Raw genomic sequence first — 18760 nt, forward strand, 5'->3', positions numbered from 1 at the left:
ATTGAGGTTGGTTGCCCCACCGGGCCGAACACCGTTGCGTGCAGCCCGTCGATGGTCGCCATTGTGGCACTGGATGGCCGTTTGGTATACCATTATTCCAAAATCAACGAACAGGCACGCATGGAAGCCAAACTCGACTCCACGGCGGACGCGATCGCCGCGTCGCTGCGCGACATGATCATCAACGGCGAACTGGCGGCCGGCGAGCGGCTCGTCGAGCGCGACCTGGCCGAGCGGTTCGGCATCAGCCGGATCCCGATGCGCGAGGCGATCCAGCGGCTGGAGCGCGAAGGTTTGCTCGATATCTTCCGGAATCGCGGCGCGGTCGTGCGGATGCTGAGCGCATCGGACGTGCAGGAAATCTATGATCTGCGCGTGCTGCTCGAAGGCGATGCAATCTACCGCAGCGTGAAGCGGCTCGACGACGAAACGCTCGCGCGCGCCGAACTCGTGCATCGGCTGCTCGGCGATGCAACCGCGCCGCGCCGGCAGGGCGAGCTGAACCGTGAATTCCACGCATTGCTGTATTCGTGCTGCGGCAACGCGCGGCAGTTGAAGTCGATCGCCGAACTGCGCGGCCAGGTCGAACGTTACGAGCGCCTGCAGGCCACGCTGCTCGCGGACACACCGTCGTTCCAGGTCGAGCACGAAGCGATTCTGCAGGCATGTCGCGAACGCAATGCACGCGCGGCACGCGCGATGACGGTCGCGCATCTCGAGTCGGCAAGAAACATCGTGCTGCGGCTCGTCGAAGGCGGCTGAGGCGGCGCACGACCGCCCGCGCCTCGCTATGCCGCGTGCGGTACCGGCCCCGTCGTCCCGCGCACCGCCAGCGTCGGCGGTGACGCGACCCGCACGCGCGATGCGTCTCCACCCTGCCCGCCCGCCTCGCGCAGCGTATTGAGCAATTCGACCGCGAGGCCGGCCGCCTCGGCGGTCGGGATCGCGACGGTCGTCAGCGTGGGCCGCGTGTCGCGGGCGAGATGGATGTCGGTGATGCCGACGATCGACAGATCGTCGGGCACGCGCCGGCCGCGATCGGCGGCCGCATGCATCGCGCCGATCGCCGGCAGGTCGTTGGTCGCGACGAGCGCGGTCAACCGCGGGTGCGCATCGAGCAGCCGGCCCGCCGCACGCAGTCCGCCTTCGATCGAATCATGCTCGGCCGCGACGATCGATGCGTCGAGCCCCGCGTCGCGCATCACGTCGACGAAGCCGTCGTAGCGCGCCGCCTGCACGCCGCTCGCCGCACCGCCGACGATCACGCCGATCTTCTCGTGACCGAGCTCGAGCAGATGCCGCGTCGCGATCCGTCCGGCCTCGCGGAAATCGATCGCCACGCACGGCAGGCCGTCGGGCGGCGCGTCGGGCCGCTCCCACAGGCACAGCACGACCGGCACGCCGCGCCGCGCGACGTCGAGCAGATCCGGCAGGTGCAGGTTCGCATTGGTCACGAGAATCCCCTCGGAGACCGTGCCGGCGATCTGGTCGAGATACGCGCGCCCCTGCAACGGGTCTTCATTCGTATTGCAGACGATCAGGAACTGCCCGTTGCGGCGCACCGCGCGCTCGACCGCCAGTGCGAACTCCGGATAGAACGGGTTCGCGATACTCGATACCATCAGCGCGACCGTCGGCGCACGGCCTTCGGCCAGCGCCCGCGCGGCGAGATGCGGCCGGTAGCCGAGCGCGTCGACCGCTTCGAGCACGCGCGCCCGCGTCGCGTCGCCGACCCGGCCGCGGCCGCGCAGCACGTTCGACACCGTCGCGGCCGTCACGCCGGCGCGGCGCGCCACTTCTTCCAGTGTTGCCATCGTTTGCCCACTATATGAGACGTCGATCCAGTATTTGCTTCGCTCACCGAAGCGGCGCACTATCGCCGCACACCTTGCCGCCCGACCGACGGGCGCGACTCGGCCGCGATCGCATCGCCTCTTTTTTTGATCGCGGTGATTAAGCGCTTAATCAAGCAGGATGGCGCATTAAAACATGGAGCGGAGACAATGGCGAGCATCTCGATGCGGCGCGTGCAGAAAGCCTATGGCGAGCACGCGCCGGTCATTCGCGACGTCGATCTGGAGATCGGCGCGCACGAGTTCTGCGTGTTTCTCGGGCCGTCCGGGTGCGGGAAATCGACGCTGCTGCGCATGATCGCCGGGCTCGAGGATCTGAGCGCGGGCGAGCTGTCGATCGACGGCCGCCGCGTCGACGACGTGCCGGCCGCCGAGCGCGGCGTCGCGATGGTGTTCCAGAGCTACGCGCTGTTTCCGCACATGACGGTGTACGAGAACATGGCGTTCGGGTTGAAGCTCGCGCGCGTGCCGAAGGCCGAGATCGACCGGAAGGTGCGCGACGCCGCGCGCATCCTGCAGCTCGACACGCTGCTCGAGCGCAAGCCGAAGGCGCTGTCGGGCGGCCAACGGCAACGCGTCGCGATCGGCCGCGCGATCGTGCGCGAGCCCGGCGTGTTCCTGTTCGACGAGCCGCTGTCGAACCTCGACGCGGCGCTGCGCGGCCAGACCCGCATCGAGATCGCGCGGCTGCATCGGCAATTCGAGCGCGCGAGCGTCGTCTACGTGACGCACGACCAGACCGAGGCGATGACGCTCGCCGACAAGATCGTGCTGCTGCACGCCGGTGCGGATACCGCGCGGCACGGCAGCATCGCGCAAGTGGGCGCGCCGCTCGACCTCTACCACCATCCGGCCAGCCGCTTCGTCGCCGGCTTCATCGGCTCGCCGCGCATGAATTTCCTGCCGGCCGTCGTGGCCGCGTGCGACGCGCATCGCACGACCGTCACGCTCGTGCCGTCCGGCGAAACCTTCGTGCTGCCGCGAGACGGCTCGGCGCTGGGCGCCGGCGCCGCCGTCACGCTCGGCATCCGCCCCGAGCACCTGACGCTCGGCGCCGCGCCCGACGCGACGACGCTCGCGCGCGACGTCGCGCTCGTCGAACGCCTGGGCGAACAGACCTACGTGCACCTCGACCAGCCCGGCCAGCCCAACGCCACGCCGCTGATCGCGAAGGTGCCCGGGGACGCGCAGGTCCGCACCGGCGAACGCGTGCACGTGCACGCGCCGGCCGCGGCCTGCCACCTGTTCACCGAAGACGGCCGCGCGGTGCCCGCGCGCGCCGACGTTCACGTTCACCACTACGCATAAGGATCGGCATGCGCCTCGGAGTCTGCTACTACCCGGAACACTGGCCGGAATCGATGTGGGCCGACGATGCCCGCCGGATGAAAGCGCTCGGCATCGAGCAGGTGCGGATCGCCGAATTCGCGTGGAGCCGCATCGAGCCGTCTCCCGGCGAATACGACTGGGGCTGGCTCGACCGTGCGGTCGACGTGCTCGGCGCGGCCGGCCTCGAGATCGTGATGTGCACGCCGACCGCCACGCCGCCGAAATGGCTGGTCGACCGCCATCCCGACATTCTCGCGATCGGCGCCGACGGCCGGCCGCGCGCGTTCGGCTCACGCCGCCACTACGATTTCTCGTCGCCGACCTATCTCGAAGCGTCGCGCCAGATCTGCACGGCGGTTGCCGAACGCTACGGCCGCCACCCGGCCGTGCGCTACTGGCAGACCGACAACGAGCTGGGCTGCCACCAGACGGTCGTCAGCTATTCGCCGGCCGCGCTCGTGCGCTTCCGTGCATGGCTGAAGGCGCGCTACGGCACGATCGATGCGCTGAACCGCGCGTGGGGCACCGTGTTCTGGAGCATGGAGTATCGCCATTTCGACGAAGTGGACGCGCCCGTGGGCACCGTGACCGAAGCCCATCCGTCGCATCGCCTCGACTACCGGCGCTTCGCGTCCGACGAGCTCGCGCGCTATCACCGGATGCAGGTCGACGTGATCCGCGCGCATTCGCCGGGCCGGCCGGTCGCGCACAACTTCATGCAGCTGTTCACCGAGTTCGATCACTACGAGGTCGCGCGCGACCTCGACATCGCGACGTGGGACAGCTACCCGCTCGGCGCGCTCGAGGAACAATGGTTCGCGCCCGACGTGAAGGCGCGCTGGCTGCGCACCGGCCATCCGGATTTCGCATCGTTCAATCACGACCTGTACCGCGGCATGTCGAAGCGGCCGTTCTGGGTGATGGAACAGCAACCGGGCCCCGTGAACTGGGCGCACTGGAACCCCGCGCCGCTGCCGGGCATGGTGCGGCTGTGGAGCTGGGAAGCGTTCGCGCACGGCGCGGGCTGCGTGTCGTACTTCCGCTGGCGGCAGGCGCCGTTCGCGCAGGAGCAGATGCATGCGGGCCTGCACACGCCCGACGACAGGCTCGACGAAGGCGGGCGCGAAGCGCAGCGCGTCGCGCGAGAAATCGCCGCCGTGCTCGACGCCGGCCCGGATGCCGACGCGAACGGTGCGGTGCGTGCGCCCGTCGCGCTCGTGTTCGACTATGAAGCGAAGTGGCTGTTCGAAGTGCAGCCGCAGGGCGCCGATTTCCACTACCCGCGTTTCGCGTTCGAGTACTACTCGGCGCTGCGCTCGCTCGGCCTCGACGTCGACATCGTGTCCGCGCATGCACCGCTCGACGGCTATCGGCTCGTCGTCGTGCCGCCGCTGCCGATCGTCCCGGACGATTTCGCGTCGCGGCTCGCCGCATCGGGTGCGCACGCGGTGTTCGGCCCGCGCACCGGCTCGAAAACCGCCGACCTGCAGATTCCGCCGGCGCTGCCGCCCGGCCCGCTCGCGTCGATCCTGCCGGTGCGTGTGTGGCGCGTCGAATCGCTGCGGCCGAACCTGACCGAACGGATCGACGGCACGCTACGCGACGGGTCGCCGCTCACGGGCGCGGCGCGCCACTGGCGCGACTTCGTCGAGCTGCACGACGACACGCGCAGCGTCGTGCACGCGCGCTTCGCCGACGGCCATCCGGCCTGCCTATCGCACGGTACGCTGCATTACTGGGCCGCGCTGTTCGACGATGCGACCACCGTGCGCCTGTTCGCCGATATCGCGGCCGAAGCCGGCCTGGCCCCGACGCCGCTCGGCGACGCCGTGCGCGTGAGCCGCCGCGGCGGCCTGACCTACGTCTTCAACTACGGCGACACACCGCACGCGATCGACGCGGTACCGCCGTCGGCGTTCGTGCTCGGCGCCGCGCAGGTCGAGCCGCAAGGCATCGCCGTGTATCGAAGCCGTTCGTAGCAACCGCCCCGGCGCGAAGACGCGCCGGTCACGCACAAACAACGACACACAGGACTGGAGACACTCATGACCCATCGCCCCCTTCGCGTCGCTGCCCGCCTGGCGACCGTCGCCGCCATCGCATCCGCATCGTTCGGCGCCGCGGCGCCCGCCGATGCCGGCACGCTGACGATCAACATCGCGTTCAAGGGCGCGAGCCAGCGCGCCGTGTGGCAGTCGACGATCGAAGCGTTCCACAAGGCCCATCCCGACATCGACGTGAAGCCGACCTTCGTCGACGAGGAAGCGTACAAGGTGCAGCTCCCCGCGTGGCTCACGACCGTCGCGCCGGACGTCGTGAACTGGCACGCGGGCGAGCGGATGGCGTACTACGCGAAGCGCGGGCTGTTCGAGGACCTGAGCGGCGACTGGACGAAAAACGGCTGGGACGCGATGTACGCGTCGACGCGCAGCGCCTCGTCGTACAACGGCAAGCAATACGCGGCGCCGACCGTCTACTACTCGTGGGGGCTGTTCTACCGCAAGGACCTGTTCCGCAAGGTCGGCATCGCCGACGAGCCGAAGACGTGGGACCAGTTTCTCGATGCGTGCAGGAAGCTGAAGGCGGCCGGCATCACGCCGATCGCGATCGGCGGTCGCGACGCGTGGACGCTCGCCGGCTGGTTCGACTATCTCGACCTGCGCCTGAACGGCAACGCGTTCCACCAGCAGCTGATGGCCGGCGACGTGCCGTACACCGACCCGCGCGTGAAGAAGGTCTACACGACGTGGAAATCGCTGATCGATGCCGGCTACTTCATCGACAACGCGCTGTCCTACGATCTCGACGGCGCGCAGCCGTTCCTGTTCCAGGGCAAGGCCGCGATGATGCTGATGGGCACCTTCATCGCGGCGGGTTTCCCGCCCAACGTGAAACCGGAAATGGGCTACTACCGCTTCCCGATCATCGACCCGAAGGTGCCGACCGCCGAGGACGGCCCGGTCGAATCGCTGCACATCCCGACCAAGGCGAAGAACAAGGCCGACGCGCACACGTTCCTCGCATTCGTCGAAACGCCCGAGATCGGCGCGAAGCTCGCCGAAGGGCTCGGCTCGCTGTCGGCCAACAGCAAGTCGCCCGAGCCGGCCGATCCGATCTCGCGCATCGGCTTCCGGATCCTCGCCGACACGAAGGGCGGCGTCGCGCAGTTCTACGACCGCGACATGACCAAGGAAATGGCCGACGAGGGGATGAAGGGCATGCAGCAGTTCGTCGCGAATCCCGCGCAGCTCGATACGGTGCTCGCGCAACTCGAACAGACCCGCAAGCGGATCTACAAGAAGTGACCGCGTGACCCAACCGGCGGCCGCGGGCCGCCGTGTCCGTTCAGGAGGCTTGCCGTGTCCAGTCCGACCACGTCCACCCCGCGCGACGGCACCGCGCCGCCGTCGCGCGGCTCGTCCGCCAGCGCATTGCGCGCGCGCCGCCCGTCGCCCGCCGTGCGGCGGCAACGGCGCGCCGCGTGGCTCTTTCTCGCGCCGGCCTGCGCGATGGTTGCCGTCTATGTGATCTGGCCGATCCTGTCGACGCTGTCGCTGAGCCTGTACAACTGGGACGGGATGACCGAGCGCACCTTCGTCGGCCTCGCGAACTACGCGGAGCTGCTGCATGCGCCGACGTTCTACACGGCGCTGCGCAACAACGTGATCTGGCTCCTGCTGTTCATGCTCGCGCCGCCGCTCGGCCTCGCGCTCGCGCTGTACCTGAACCAGGCGGTCGGCGGCATCCGGCTCGTGAAGTCGCTGTTCTTCGCGCCGTTCGTGCTGTCGGGCGTGGTGGTCGGCCTGATCTTCTCGTGGTTCTACGATCCGACCTTCGGCCTGCTCGCGCTGCTCGCCGGGCATGGGATCCCGGTGCTCGGCGACGCGCGCTACGCGACGTTCGGCATCGTATTCGCCGCGCTGTGGCCGCAAACGGCGTACTGCATGATCCTGTACCTGACCGGCCTCACGTCGGTCAACCCGGAACAGATCGAGGCCGCGCGGATGGAAGGCGCGCGCGGCTTCGCGCTGCTGTGGCACGTCGTGCTGCCGCAACTGCGGCCGACCACGTTCATGGCGATCGTCGTCACCGTGATCGGCGCGCTGCGCAGCTTCGACCTGATCTCGGTGATGACGGGCGGCGGCCCGTTCGAAAGCTCGACCGTGCTCGCGTATTACATGTACGACCAGGCGATCAAGTACTACCGGCTCGGCTATTCCGCGTCGATCGCCGTCGTGCTGTTCGCGATCATGCTCGTCTACATCGTGTTCCAGTTGCGCCGCATGCTGCGCAACGAACAGTGACCTTTCGGGAGTTCACTCATCATGTTTCCGACACCCGTTGCCCACTGGAAGCCGATATCGCGCCGGCTGTACAAGCTGTCGCTGCCCGTCGCGCTCGTGATCTGGCTGCTGCCGATGATCGCGGTATTCATCACGTCGGTGCGCTCGACCGAGGAACTCGTCGAAGGCCACTACTGGGGCTGGCCGCGGCACTTCTCGATGATCGAGAACTATCGCGACGCGCTGACCACGTCGCCGATGCTGCATTACTTCTGGAACAGCGTGCAGATCACCGTGCCGTCCGTCATCGGCTCGATCGCGCTCGCGGCGATGGCCGGCTTCGCGCTCGCGACCTACCGGTTTCGCGGCAATACCGCGCTGTTCGGCACGTTCGTCGCCGGCAACTTCGTGCCGGTGCAGGTGCTGATGATTCCGGTGCGCGACCTGTCGCTGCGGCTCGGCGTATTCAATACCGTCGAAGCGCTGATCCTGTTCCACGTCGCGTTTCAGACGGGGTTCTGCACGCTGTTCCTGCGCAACTTCATCAAGCAGCTGCCGTTCGAGCTGATCGAGGCGGCGCGCATCGAGGGCGCGGGCGAATGGACGGTGTTCTGGCGCATCGTGCTGCCGCTGATCCGGCCGGCGCTGGCCGCGCTCGCGATTCTGGTGTTCACGTTCGTGTGGAACGATTATTTCTGGGCGCTGTGTCTCACCCAGGGCGACGAGGCGGCGCCGATCACGGCGGGCGTCGCGGCGCTGAAGGGGCAATGGACGACGTCGTGGAATCTCGTATCGGCCGGGTCGATTCTCGCCGCGCTGCCGTCGGTCGCGATGTTCTTCGCGATGCAGAAGCATTTCGTCGCGGGGCTCACGTTCGGCGCGACGAAAGGCTGAGCGCGCGCCGATCGCGTTTTCGGATCTCCCCCTCCGCATCGTGAGGTTGCCCGCTTCGGCGGGCTTTTTTCATGCGTCGCGGGTTCGGTGGATCTCGTTTGGCAACCCTGGCCCGCCGTTCAGCTTCAACACCGTCCACGAATCGGATGAGCGAGAAGACCGATATGAACGGCGAGCGTCCGATACGTGGTGCGGAGCCGACCTTCACAACGGCGCGCCCAACGTACCGGCGAATGACAGGCCCGGTCAGAGATCTCCGCGCACTTCACCCGTTCCCAGCGCGTTCCGCTGCCGGTTGACTTCCGCCCACAGTTCATCGCTGTCGTCGTCGCGCAGCACGACCATCCAGTCCAGTTGATCGTCGGTCACGCCGAAGTACTCCAGAATTTCCCGCCGAACCCCATCGATGAACTGCGCGTATTCCGGCGTGGCCTGCGCTCGCGCGTGCAGGGCGTCGTATTCCGCATCGTCCACGCCGCCGCCGTGCTCGTCGATATAGCGCGAGATCCACTGGTCTCGTTCGTGGTCGTAATCGGCTTCGGCGCGCATCGCTTGCACGGCCGTGTAGAAATCCAGTTGGGCAAACGCGGCGATCGCCGCCGTTGTCGCCTCGTCGAATGTCGTCGTCATTCCATCTCTCACTTCAGTCATCGCACATCATCGGTCACGCCGCGAAGCTTCTATCGCGGGCGGTTTCAGGTCGCTCACGAGAAACCCGGCAGCGCTGTTCCGAACCACCCGTATGCGTTCACGGCATCGGACAGCTCGATCGTATCGGGCACGTCGAAAGCGAAGGATCGGGCTATCTGGACGGTTTGCCAGGTTTGCCGCGACCACCCGCAGTTTTGCCCGCAGTTTTGCCCGCAGCCTTTCCCGCCGCCGGCTTGCCCGCCGGCTTGCCGCGCGGCTTGTGCACGCTGAACGGGCTGCCGACGGTGTAGTCCGTTCCCGTGCCGACGGCTGGCTTCGCATGCTGCGCCGCGGGCTTGCGCTTGCCTTCGCTCCCTTGCGTAGGCGGCTTCTTGCCCGGCGCCTGCCTGGCGACCGGCACGGCTTGCGGCACTTTGGGCTTCTTCGGCTTTTTGGGTTTCTTGATGATCTGACCCGTCGCGCTGGTTTCCGGCACGCGGTGTTCGGCTTCGAAACCCGGCTCTTCTTCCCGACGCAGCGTCTGCCGGATCAGCGCTTCGATCGCGGCCAGTTGCGGCGCTTCATCGGCGCACACGAGGGACACGGCCACGCCGCTCGCGCCCGCTCGGCCGGTACGGCCGATACGGTGCACGTAGTCTTGCGCGACGATCGGCAGATCGACGTTGATCACCAGCGGCAGATCGTCGATATCCAGCCCGCGCGCCGCCACATCGGTGGCGACCAGCATCTGCACTTCACCCGTCTTGAAGCGCTCCAGCGCACGCAAACGCGCGGGTTGCGGCTTGTCGCCGTGGATCGTATCGACCGCATAGCCGGCTTTCTCCAGCATGAGCGCCAGATAATCGACGCCATTGCGGGTCTTGACGAACACCAGCGCGTGTTCCCACTTGTTTTGGGCCACCAGGTGCATGAAGAGCTCTGGCTTGTTCCGCTTGTCGACCGTCACCACCCACTGCTTGATCTTGCTGGCCGCGGCGTTGGGCGGGCTGACGCTGATATCGACCGGGCTGCGCAGAATGCCGGCCGCCATCTTGCGGATTTCGTCCGAAAACGTGGCCGAGAACAGCAGCGTCTGGCGCCTGGCGGGCAACGCGGCAAAGACCGCGTCGAGTTCGCGCGCGAAGCCGAGATCGAGCATGCGGTCGGCTTCATCGAGCACGAGCGTCTGCACCTGATCGAACTGCACGGCGTTCTGGCGATTGAGGTCCAGCAAACGGCCGGGCGTCGCCACGAGCACGTCGACGCCCTTGCGCAGCTTCATCATCTGCGGATTGATGCTCACGCCGCCGTAGGCGGCCAGAAATCGCAGATCGAGGCCTTTGCCGTACTCGACGAAGCTTTGCAGCACCTGCTCGGCCAGTTCACGTGTCGGCACCAGCACCAGCACGCGCGCACGGTTGCTGGATACCGCCGGGCCGTGTTGCGCCAGCCGTTGCAAGAGCGGCAGCGCGAAACCGGCCGTCTTGCCGGTGCCGGTCTGTGCGGCGGCCATGACGTCCTTGCCGCCGAGCACGGCGGGAATCGCCTTGGCCTGCACCGGCGTGGGTGTCTGGTAATTGAGGCCCTGCAGATTACGCAGCAACGGCTCGATCAGGCCAAGCGAGGCAAAAGACATGGACGTGTTCCGGGCTAAAACCGCAATTCTAGCGGTTACCGCGCCGGCCAAGCCCCGCCCGCTCAGGTCCGGCCGTCGAGCCGCAACGTCGACGCGTGGTGGCCCGCGATCGAAGCCGGTGCGGCAGCGATCGCCGCCGACCGCAAGCGGCTGCGGCAAGTTCATGAAGGAATACGGCGGCCTGTCGCGCTCCGACCCCGTCCGTGCGGAGAAGGCGCGCGGGCGTCGGCGCGCTCGCGCGCACGGCCGGACCTGATTGTCACCGCCAACGTCGGCTGCCAGACTCATCGGAATGGCGCGAGCCGCACACCCGTGCGCCACTGGATCGAGCGCGTCGACAACCGGCTGGTCGACTGACCGCCTATTCCCGAGGAACGCCATGCAAACGAAACCCGAACTCGAACTGGCCGATGCCGAGCGCATGCTCGCCGCGGCCCGCGCGGAAGCGGAACGCCACGGCTGGGCCGTGTCGATCGCCGTCGTCGACGACGGCGGCCACCTGCTCGCGTTCGCGCGGCTGAACGGCGCATCGCCGGCCAGCAGCTGCATCGCGCAGGACAAGGCGCGCGCGGCGGCGCTCGGCCGTCGCGAGACGAAGGCGTATGAGGATATGATCAACGGTGGCCGCACCGCGTTTCTGAGCGCGCCGCTGACGGGCTTGCTCGAAGGCGGCGTGCCGGTCACGGTCGGCGGCCGGATCGCGGGCGCGATCGGCGTGTCTGGCGTAAAGTCCGAACAGGACGCGCAGATCGCCCGCGCCGGCACACAGAGCGTCGCGGAATAACCAGCCAAACCGCGCGCATTTTCCCCGGGAGGATTCACGATGATCGACCAAGCAGGACTGCAAGTCGCGCCAGCGCTGAGCCAGTTCATTGAAAACGAAGCGCTGCCGGGCACCGGCATCGACAAGGCCGCGTTCTGGAGCGGTTTCTCGGCCCTGGTGCACGACCTCGCGCCGCGCAACCGCGAGCTGCTCGCCGAACGCGACCGCCTGCAGCAGGAACTCGACGCGTGGCATCGCGCGCACCCCGGCCCGGTACGCGACCATGCCGCGTATCGCGCATTCCTCGAACAAATCGGCTACCTCGTGCCGGTCCCGTCGAACGTCACGGCAGCCACCGCGAACGTCGACAGCGAGATCGCCACGCAGGCCGGCCCGCAGCTCGTCGTGCCGCTGTCGAACGCGCGCTATGCACTGAACGCCGCGAACGCGCGCTGGGGCAGCCTGTACGACGCGCTGTACGGCACCGACGCGCTGCCGGAAGACGGCGGCGCCGAACGCACCGCGGCCTACAACCCGACGCGCGGCCAGCGCGTGATCGACTACGCGCGCGACGTGCTCGACAACGCCGCGCCGCTCGCGAGCGGCTCGCACCGCGACGCGCTGCGCTACCGCGTGCAGGACGGCCAGCTCGCGGTGGAAACCGCGAAGGGCGACGTCGGGCTCGCGCAGCCGGCGCAGTTCGTCGGCTACCAGGGCGCGGCCGGTGCGCCGTCCGCGATCCTGCTCAAGCACAACGGCCTGCACCTCGAGATCCAGATCGATGCATCCACGCCGATCGGCCGCGCCGATCTCGCGAACGTGAAGGACGTCGTGCTCGAAGCCGCGGTCAGCACGATCATCGACTGCGAGGATTCGGTCGCGGCGGTCGACGCGGACGACAAGGTCCAGCTCTACCGCAACTGGCTCGGCCTGATGCAGGGCACGCTGGTCGAGGAAGTCGCGAAGGGCGGCAAGACCTTCACGCGCCGGCTGAACGCCGATCGCGAGTACACGACGCCCGCCGGCGGCACGCTGTCGCTGCACGGCCGCTCGCTGCTGTTCGTGCGCAACGTCGGCCACCTGATGACCAACGGCGCGGTGCTCGACCGCGACGGCAACGAGATTCCGGAAGGCATCCTCGACGGCGTCGTCACGACGCTGTGCGCGCTGCACGACCTGAAGGCGAAGCGCAACTCGCGCACGGGCTCGATCTACATCGTGAAGCCGAAGATGCACGGCCCGGCCGAAGTCGCGTTCGCCGACACGCTGTTCGCGCGCATCGAGGATCTGTACGGCCTGCCGCGCAACACGCTGAAGATGGGCATCATGGACGAGGAACGCCGCACCAGCGTGAACCTCGCCGCATGTATCGCCGCCGCCGCCGCGCGCGTCGCGTTCATCAACACCGGCTTCCTCGATCGCACCGGCGACGAGATGCACACCGCGATGGAAGCGGGCCCGATGATCCGCAAGGGCGACATGAAATCGTCGGCGTGGATCCAGTCGTACGAGCGCAACAACGTGCTCGCGGGCCTGTCGGCCGGCCTGCGCGGCCGCGCGCAGATCGGCAAGGGCATGTGGGCGATGCCGGACCTGATGCACGCGATGCTCGAGCAGAAGATCGCGCATCCGCGCGCCGGCGCGAACACCGCCTGGGTGCCGTCGCCGACCGCGGCGACGCTGCACGCGCTGCACTACCACCTCGTTGACGTGCAGGCCGTCCAGCAGGCACTCGAGAAAACGCCGTACGCGAGCGAGCGCGACGCGCTGCTCGAAGGGCTGCTGACCGTGCCGGTCGTCGAGCGCGCCGCGTGGAGCGAGGCCGAGATCCTGAGCGAGGTCGAGAACAACGCGCAGGGCATCCTCGGCTACGTCGTGCGCTGGGTCGAACAGGGCGTGGGCTGCTCGAAGGTGCCGGACATCCACGACGTCGGCCTGATGGAAGATCGCGCGACGCTGCGCATCTCGAGCCAGCACATCGCGAACTGGCTGCGCCACGGCGTGATCACCGAGGCGTTCGTGCTCGACGTGTTCAAGCGGATGGCTCGCGTCGTCGACCAGCAGAACGCCGGCGATCCGAACTATCGTCCGATGGCGCCCGATTACGACCGGTCGACCGCGTTCAAGGCCGCGTGCGCGCTCGCGCTGCAAGGCACGTCGCAGCCGAGCGGCTATACCGAGCCGCTGCTGCACCGGTTCCGGCTCGCGTTCAAGGCGCAGCAGCACGGCGCATGAACCTGCGCATGCGGGCTCGTCCCGCATGCCGGGCGCCGCATGCCGGTGGTACACCGGCCTTGCGAAACGGGCGGCCCTCGCGGCTGCCCGTTTTCACATGGGTATTCACCCGACCGTTGAAACCGATAATCGGCGCATATCGCGCGCTTTCGCGTGCGACGCCCGCCCGCCGTTAATCCGCCGATCCGCCGGTATCCGCGGCCGGAAGCCGCGCGAACGTTCCCGCCGCACCGCAATGCCTTGCTCAGCAACGATCCGCCCGATATTTGCAAGCGCGGGATTACCCCATAATTTGACCCCGATCAACCGGTCGCAACATTTTCCGCGCACGCAAACACGCGCGTTATACTCCGTGGCATTCGCATCGCGCGATTTGTCAGATCGTCGAATTGCAGCCGATGTTACCTGTGAATATCGGGTTTATCTGGCCGCGATTGTCGATAATCGGTGCCCGTTTTCTCCGCTGGACGGAAGGCATGCACGGGCAGGGCTGCGCACCGGGTCGCCACCGGTAGCCATACGAACAATCGCATCGGCACGCCGCCCGGCGACGATGCCCCCGATCCACGGACCATGGCCGAAACCAACTACGCAATGCCCAGCGAATCCGGCGTGACGAGCCGTATCGCCGCTCATCTGCGCCGGTTGTTGCTGCCGCACCTGATCTTCTACACGGGGCTGCTGATCGCGCTGATCCTGCTGCTCCTGTGCGCGATCGTGCTGTACGAAGGCCGTATCGACGCGCGCGACCGCTCGCGCAGCATGCAGCAGAACCTCGCGCTGATGGCGGCGTGGGACATCGAACGCAACATCGAGATCTATTCGCTGTCGCTGCAGGCGGTCGTCGACGGCGCGAACGACCCCGAGGTCGCCAGGCTGCCGATGCCGCTGCGCCGCCAGGTGCTGTTCGACCGCTCGACGACGGCCAAGTACCTCGGCGGCATCTACGTGCTCGACGCGAAAGGCGACATCGCGGTCGACGGCATGAGCGACGTGCCGCGCAAGGCCAACTTCGGCAACGAGCCGTACTTCGCCGTGCACCGCGACCGCCCCGACGTCGGCCTGTACGTCAGCCCCCCGTATCATTCGCGGCTGCGCGGCGGCTCGCCGAGCATCGCGCTCAGCCGGCGGATCACGCGGCCCGACGGGTCGTTCGGCGGCGTCGCGGTGATGTCGATCCGGCTCGAATATTTCCAGAACCTGTTCTCGCGCCTGTCGCTCGGCGATCGCGGCTCGGTCGCGCTGATCAACACGGACGGCAGGATGGTCGCGCGCGAGCCGTACGACCCCAGGATCGTCGGCCGCGACATCAGCCGCGCGAGTACGTTCCGGCAATTCATGACCGCCAGCGAAGGCAGCTTCGCCGACACCGCGTCGATCGACGGCGTGCGGCGCCTGTACGTGTTCCGGCACCTCGATCACCTGCCGCTCATCGTCATGGTCGCGCGCTCGGAAGCGGACACCTACGCCGCGTGGTACGACCGTGCGATCCCGATCGGCTCCGCGATGGTGGCGCTTGCGATCGGCTTCGTCGGCCTGTCGCTGCTGCTCGACGTGCAACTGCGCAAACGCCATCGCGCCGAAACCGAGCTGCAGGCGCTCGCGCGCACCGATGGCCTGACGGGCCTCGACAACCGCCGGATGCTCGACGTCACGCTCGCGCGCGAATGGCGGCGCGCCGCGCGCTCGCAACATCCGCTGTCGCTGCTGTTCATCGACGTCGATTACTTCAAGCACTACAACGACACGCAGGGTCACCAGGCCGGCGACGACGCGCTCGCCGCGGTCGGCCACTGCATCGCCGGCTGCCTGCGCCGCCCGGCCGACTATGCGGCGCGCTACGGCGGCGAGGAATTCGTCGTGGTGCTGCCGGATATCGATAGCGACGGCGCGGCGACGATCGCCGAAACGATCCGCACCGGCATCCTCGATCTCGGCATCCGGCACGACGCCGGCACGGTCGGCCGGCTGACCGTGAGCATCGGCGTGACGACCAGTTATCCCGAACGCGACGACAACATCCAGGCCGCGCTGAAGCTCGCCGACGATGCGCTGTATCGGGCGAAGGAAGGCGGGCGCAACCGCGTCGTCGTGCAGACGGCGGCCACGCCGCCCGTCGATCTCGAATCGCGGCGGGCCTGAGCGTACGGGCAGCGGCGAGGCAGCCGCCGCCCGCCTGCAAAATCGCCGACAATATCGGCTCGATACGCCGCCGCGCGGCCGATGCGCCCGGCCGGCCCGCGCCTGTCGGCAGCGCCCCGGCCGCGCCTAGCCGGCCGCGCCTGGCCGGCCGCGCCGCTTCACGGCCGCTTCGCACCACCATGAGACTCAAGGCAAAGATCTTCCTTCTGGCCATCGTGCCGTTTCTGCTCACGATCGCCGGCATCGGCTTCGGTGTGCGCCACCAGGCGACGTCGCTCGCGCGCACGCAGCACGCGACGATCCAGGCCGCGTACCTGTCGAGCAAGGAAGTCGAGCTGAAACACTACGTCGAGCTCGCGACGAGCGCGATCATGCCGCTCTACGACGCGAGCGGCCGCAATGCGCGCGACGACGCGCTGCTGCGCACGCAGGCGCTCGCGATGCTGCAGAAGATGGATTTCGGCCCTGACGGCTATTTCTTCGTCTACGACCTGCACGGCAATTCGCTGATGCATCCGCGCGAGCCCGAGCGCGTCGGCCACAACTTCTGGTCGATGCGAGACCCGCAAGGCGCGCTCACCATCCAGAAGCTGATCGGCGCGGCGTCGCAGGGCGGCGGCTACGTGCGCTACGCCTGGCAGCGGCCGTCGACGGGCCGCGTCGCGCCGAAGCTCGGCTACGTCGTCGCGCTCGAGCGCTGGGGCTGGATGGTCGGCACCGGCATCTATCTCGACGACGTCGACACCGCGCTGCAGCGCATCGACGCGCGCGCGTCCGCGAACATCGAGCGCACGATGAGCTGGCTGACCGCGATCGCGCTCACCGGCGCGGCGGCGATCGCCGTGTGCGCGTTGGTGCTGAACGTCAGCGAGTCGCGCAGCGCCGACGCGAAGCTGAAGCTGCTCGCGCAGCGCGTCGTCGAATCGCAGGAGCAGGAACGCGCGCGGCTGTCGCGCGAGCTGCACGACGGGATCAGCCAGATGATGGTGTCCGCGAAGCTGATGCTCGAATCCGCGCTCGCGCGCTTCGAGCGCGGCGCGTCGCGCATGCCGGAAGCCGAGCAGGCGCTCGCGTCGGGCGTCGGGCGGCTCGGCGACACGCTGCGCGAAGTCCGGCGCATCTCGCATGCGCTGCGGCCGTCGATGCTGGACGATCTCGGCCTCGCGGCCGCGCTCGAACAGCTCGTGCGCGAGCTCGGCGCCGAAAGCGGCATCGACATCGGCTATACGCAGGTCGCGCACAGCGGCACGCGGCCGCTGCCCGAAGCCGTCAATACCGCGCTGTTCCGGATCGCGCAGGAAGCGCTCAGCAACATCGTGCATCATGCGCGGGCGTCGCGCGCGGCCGTCACGCTGGACGTCGGCGCGCAATCCGTCACGCTGACCATCGCCGACAACGGCTGCGGCTTCGACGCCGAACGCTCGCAGGCTGACGCGAGCCGCGGCATCGGCCTGCGCAACATGCGCGAACGCCTCGACGCGCTCGGCGGCACGCTGACGATCACGTCGCAGGTCGGCCACACCGTCGTGGCCGCGCGCGTGCCGCTGCGGCGTGCCGCCGCCTGAGCACGCGCACCCTAACCGGAGACTTTTGCCCATGAGCGCCCCCGATACCGCCCGGCCCGCCGCGCGACTGCTGCTCGTCGACGATCACCCGCTCGTGCGCGACGGCTTGCGGATGCGGCTCGAAGCCGCCGACCTGTCGGTGGTCGGCGAGGCCGGCAACGCGGACGAGGCGCTCGCGCTCGCCGCGTCGCTCGAACCCGATCTCGCGCTGATGGACGTCGGCATGAACGGAATGAACGGCATCACGCTCGCGGGCGTGTTCCACGAGCGTTTTCCGGGCATTCGCGTGCTGATGCTGTCGATGCACGACAACGTCGAGTACGTGACGCAGGCGGTGCGCGCCGGCGCGAGCGGCTATCTGCTGAAGGATTCGCCGGCGAGCGAGATCGTGCGCGCGATCGGGGCGGTTCTGGCCGGCCAGACGTTCTTCAGCGAAGGGCTCGCCGCACGGATGATCCAGGCCAGCGCGACGGCGTCGCCGCTGGACCGGTTGACGCCGCGCGAACGCGACATCCTCGACATGTTGGCCGAAGGGCTGTCGAGCAAGCAGATCGCGCAGCAGACGGGGCTGTCGGTACGCACGGTCGAGACGCATCGGCTCAACCTGAAGCGCAAGCTGGAGATCGAAGGGCAGGCCGAGCTGATCAAGTTCGCGGTCGAGCATCGGCGACGGTAAGGTGACACCGGGGCGGCTTGCACCCCCGCGCCAAGACCGTCGCGCGAACGGCCACAAACCCGCAGCGCGCAATACGCCAGCGCGTCTGCCTTGCGCCACTCGCAATTCGCTCGTCCGATTTCATACTTGTCCAATCGCCCCCTCGCTGGATAGATGACACTATTCCGGTGGCCACGACATTCGAATCGAATGCCGGTGGCACGCGAACGGCCATCTACGTGCCCTACCGCCTTCAATTGCATTTGAAAATGCATCCCGAAATATTCGACGCGGAAAATCCGGCGCGTGCAATGTATGCGCGCAAAGGGCTCGCGTGTACTCGCCGCCGATATAGCTGAGGTCGCAACGTGAAACTGGGTTCGTACGCGTGGTGGAAGGACCGGTTACTGCTTTTGCTGGTTGCGTTTTTGTGCGCCGGGCTGGCGAGCGCGTTTGCCCGAATGTCGGGAAAGAATGCACCGACGATCATCCTGGCAATTACCGTCTTCGCACTGCTTATCGATAACCGCAGGCTTCGCAAGGCGCTGCGGCAAGTCACCGACGAAAATCGACGACGCGAGCCGTGAGCGGGGCATGCCGCACGGCGGCCATTCATGCCATGGCGAGGCAGCCTGCTGGATGACGGAACCTGCCGTCCGGCGCTTTGCCGAACGGATTGTCACCGCAAACTCGCAGCGTCCGGCCCGGCATCGATCGGCTTGCGCCGAGGCGGGCGGATATTGCCCGGCCACGGCGCAATGTGAAACGCCCCGGC

At 67.9% G+C, this 18760-nt stretch carries 15 protein-coding genes and 1 pseudogene; 13 read left to right on the top strand and 3 right to left on the bottom strand.

Annotation, left to right across the window (positions count from 1 at the left end; all coding sequences use genetic code 11):
* The first annotated feature begins 120 nt into the window (after nucleotides 1–120).
* Complete coding sequence (locus KPB06_RS01370) at nucleotides 121–762, top strand: GntR family transcriptional regulator (RefSeq protein ID WP_059581559.1); 642 nt, start codon at nucleotides 121–123, stop codon at nucleotides 760–762.
* A gap of 26 nt (nucleotides 763–788) precedes the next feature.
* Here KPB06_RS01370 and KPB06_RS01375 read toward each other — a convergent pair whose 3' ends face one another.
* A complete protein-coding gene (locus KPB06_RS01375) occupies nucleotides 789–1814 on the bottom strand; it encodes a LacI family DNA-binding transcriptional regulator (RefSeq protein ID WP_060011182.1) in 1026 nt (341 codons plus the stop codon).
* Nucleotides 1815–2003: 189 nt separating this feature from the next.
* Here KPB06_RS01375 and KPB06_RS01380 point away from each other — a divergent pair, with 189 nt between their 5' ends.
* The 5 genes from KPB06_RS01380 to KPB06_RS01400 all read left to right on the top strand — a co-directional run bounded on the left by KPB06_RS01380 (nucleotide 2004) and on the right by KPB06_RS01400 (nucleotide 8359).
* Nucleotides 2004–3161, top strand: coding sequence for an ABC transporter ATP-binding protein (locus KPB06_RS01380; RefSeq protein WP_060011180.1), 1158 nt, complete (start codon nucleotides 2004–2006; stop codon nucleotides 3159–3161).
* Between the two features lie 8 nt (nucleotides 3162–3169).
* Nucleotides 3170–5161 (top strand): beta-galactosidase, encoded by a 1992-nt coding sequence (locus tag KPB06_RS01385; protein ID WP_060011178.1) that lies wholly within the window; start codon nucleotides 3170–3172, stop codon nucleotides 5159–5161.
* A 66-nt stretch (nucleotides 5162–5227) separates the two neighbouring features.
* Nucleotides 5228–6487: an ABC transporter substrate-binding protein gene (locus KPB06_RS01390; RefSeq protein ID WP_060011175.1), complete on the top strand. Its 1260-nt coding sequence runs from the start codon at nucleotides 5228–5230 to the stop codon at nucleotides 6485–6487.
* Nucleotides 6488–6541: 54 nt separating this feature from the next.
* Nucleotides 6542–7486, top strand: a complete 945-nt coding sequence (locus KPB06_RS01395) for a carbohydrate ABC transporter permease (RefSeq protein ID WP_060011173.1) — start codon at nucleotides 6542–6544, stop codon at nucleotides 7484–7486.
* A gap of 21 nt (nucleotides 7487–7507) precedes the next feature.
* Nucleotides 7508–8359: a carbohydrate ABC transporter permease gene (locus KPB06_RS01400; RefSeq protein ID WP_060011171.1), complete on the top strand. Its 852-nt coding sequence runs from the start codon at nucleotides 7508–7510 to the stop codon at nucleotides 8357–8359.
* A 246-nt stretch (nucleotides 8360–8605) separates the two neighbouring features.
* On the opposite strand, the gene KPB06_RS01405 is transcribed toward KPB06_RS01400, so the two are convergent.
* A complete protein-coding gene (locus KPB06_RS01405) occupies nucleotides 8606–8989 on the bottom strand; it encodes a hypothetical protein (RefSeq protein WP_060011169.1) in 384 nt (127 codons plus the stop codon).
* A 172-nt stretch (nucleotides 8990–9161) separates the two neighbouring features.
* Entirely contained in the window at nucleotides 9162–10625 is a 1464-nt protein-coding gene (locus tag KPB06_RS01410; RefSeq protein ID WP_060011167.1) for a DEAD/DEAH box helicase, read from the bottom strand.
* Between the two features lie 51 nt (nucleotides 10626–10676).
* Between KPB06_RS01410 and KPB06_RS01415 the strand changes: the two are divergent.
* The 7 genes and pseudogenes from KPB06_RS01415 to KPB06_RS01445 form a co-directional block, all read left to right on the top strand.
* A pseudogene (locus tag KPB06_RS01415) lies at nucleotides 10677–10982 on the top strand (hypothetical protein); the annotation flags it as partial.
* Between the two features lie 22 nt (nucleotides 10983–11004).
* Nucleotides 11005–11409 carry a GlcG/HbpS family heme-binding protein gene (locus KPB06_RS01420; protein ID WP_059581533.1) on the top strand — a complete coding sequence of 135 codons (405 nt, stop codon included), beginning with the start codon at nucleotides 11005–11007 and terminating at the stop codon, nucleotides 11407–11409.
* A 39-nt stretch (nucleotides 11410–11448) separates the two neighbouring features.
* Nucleotides 11449–13623, top strand: a complete 2175-nt coding sequence (locus KPB06_RS01425; protein WP_059644537.1) for a malate synthase G — start codon at nucleotides 11449–11451, stop codon at nucleotides 13621–13623.
* Nucleotides 13624–14196: 573 nt separating this feature from the next.
* Complete coding sequence (locus tag KPB06_RS01430; protein WP_059581528.1) at nucleotides 14197–15765, top strand: sensor domain-containing diguanylate cyclase; 1569 nt, start codon at nucleotides 14197–14199, stop codon at nucleotides 15763–15765.
* Nucleotides 15766–15944: 179 nt separating this feature from the next.
* The gene (locus tag KPB06_RS01435; protein WP_275905275.1) at nucleotides 15945–17330 is read left to right on the top strand and encodes a cache domain-containing protein; all 1386 of its coding nucleotides are present in this window, start codon (nucleotides 15945–15947) and stop codon (nucleotides 17328–17330) included.
* 31 nt (nucleotides 17331–17361) lie between these two features.
* On the top strand, nucleotides 17362–18006 hold the full coding sequence (locus tag KPB06_RS01440; protein ID WP_060011164.1) for a response regulator: 645 nt from the start codon (nucleotides 17362–17364) through the stop codon (nucleotides 18004–18006).
* A 347-nt stretch (nucleotides 18007–18353) separates the two neighbouring features.
* On the top strand, nucleotides 18354–18572 hold the full coding sequence (locus KPB06_RS01445) for a hypothetical protein (RefSeq protein ID WP_081059309.1): 219 nt from the start codon (nucleotides 18354–18356) through the stop codon (nucleotides 18570–18572).
* The last annotated feature ends 188 nt before the right edge of the window (nucleotides 18573–18760 follow it).

The sequence above is a fragment of the Burkholderia semiarida genome (assembly GCF_029268935.1).
GTDB classification, from domain to species: Bacteria; Pseudomonadota; Gammaproteobacteria; order Burkholderiales; family Burkholderiaceae; genus Burkholderia; species Burkholderia semiarida.

Coding starts and splice junctions, on each gene's coding strand:
- KPB06_RS01370 (WP_059581559.1), top strand. CDS start 121: ATGGAAGCCAAACTCGACTCCACGGCGGACGCGATCGCCGCGTCGCTG.
- KPB06_RS01425 (WP_059644537.1), top strand. CDS start 11,449: ATGATCGACCAAGCAGGACTGCAAGTCGCGCCAGCGCTGAGCCAGTTC.
- KPB06_RS01440 (WP_060011164.1), top strand. CDS start 17,362: ATGAGCGCCCCCGATACCGCCCGGCCCGCCGCGCGACTGCTGCTCGTC.
- KPB06_RS01375 (WP_060011182.1), bottom strand. CDS start 1,814: ATGGCAACACTGGAAGAAGTGGCGCGCCGCGCCGGCGTGACGGCCGCG.
- KPB06_RS01430 (WP_059581528.1), top strand. CDS start 14,197: ATGGCCGAAACCAACTACGCAATGCCCAGCGAATCCGGCGTGACGAGC.
- KPB06_RS01410 (WP_060011167.1), bottom strand. CDS start 10,625: ATGTCTTTTGCCTCGCTTGGCCTGATCGAGCCGTTGCTGCGTAATCTG.
- KPB06_RS01380 (WP_060011180.1), top strand. CDS start 2,004: ATGGCGAGCATCTCGATGCGGCGCGTGCAGAAAGCCTATGGCGAGCAC.
- KPB06_RS01390 (WP_060011175.1), top strand. CDS start 5,228: ATGACCCATCGCCCCCTTCGCGTCGCTGCCCGCCTGGCGACCGTCGCC.
- KPB06_RS01385 (WP_060011178.1), top strand. CDS start 3,170: ATGCGCCTCGGAGTCTGCTACTACCCGGAACACTGGCCGGAATCGATG.
- KPB06_RS01400 (WP_060011171.1), top strand. CDS start 7,508: ATGTTTCCGACACCCGTTGCCCACTGGAAGCCGATATCGCGCCGGCTG.
- KPB06_RS01435 (WP_275905275.1), top strand. CDS start 15,945: ATGAGACTCAAGGCAAAGATCTTCCTTCTGGCCATCGTGCCGTTTCTG.
- KPB06_RS01420 (WP_059581533.1), top strand. CDS start 11,005: ATGCAAACGAAACCCGAACTCGAACTGGCCGATGCCGAGCGCATGCTC.
- KPB06_RS01405 (WP_060011169.1), bottom strand. CDS start 8,989: ATGACGACGACATTCGACGAGGCGACAACGGCGGCGATCGCCGCGTTT.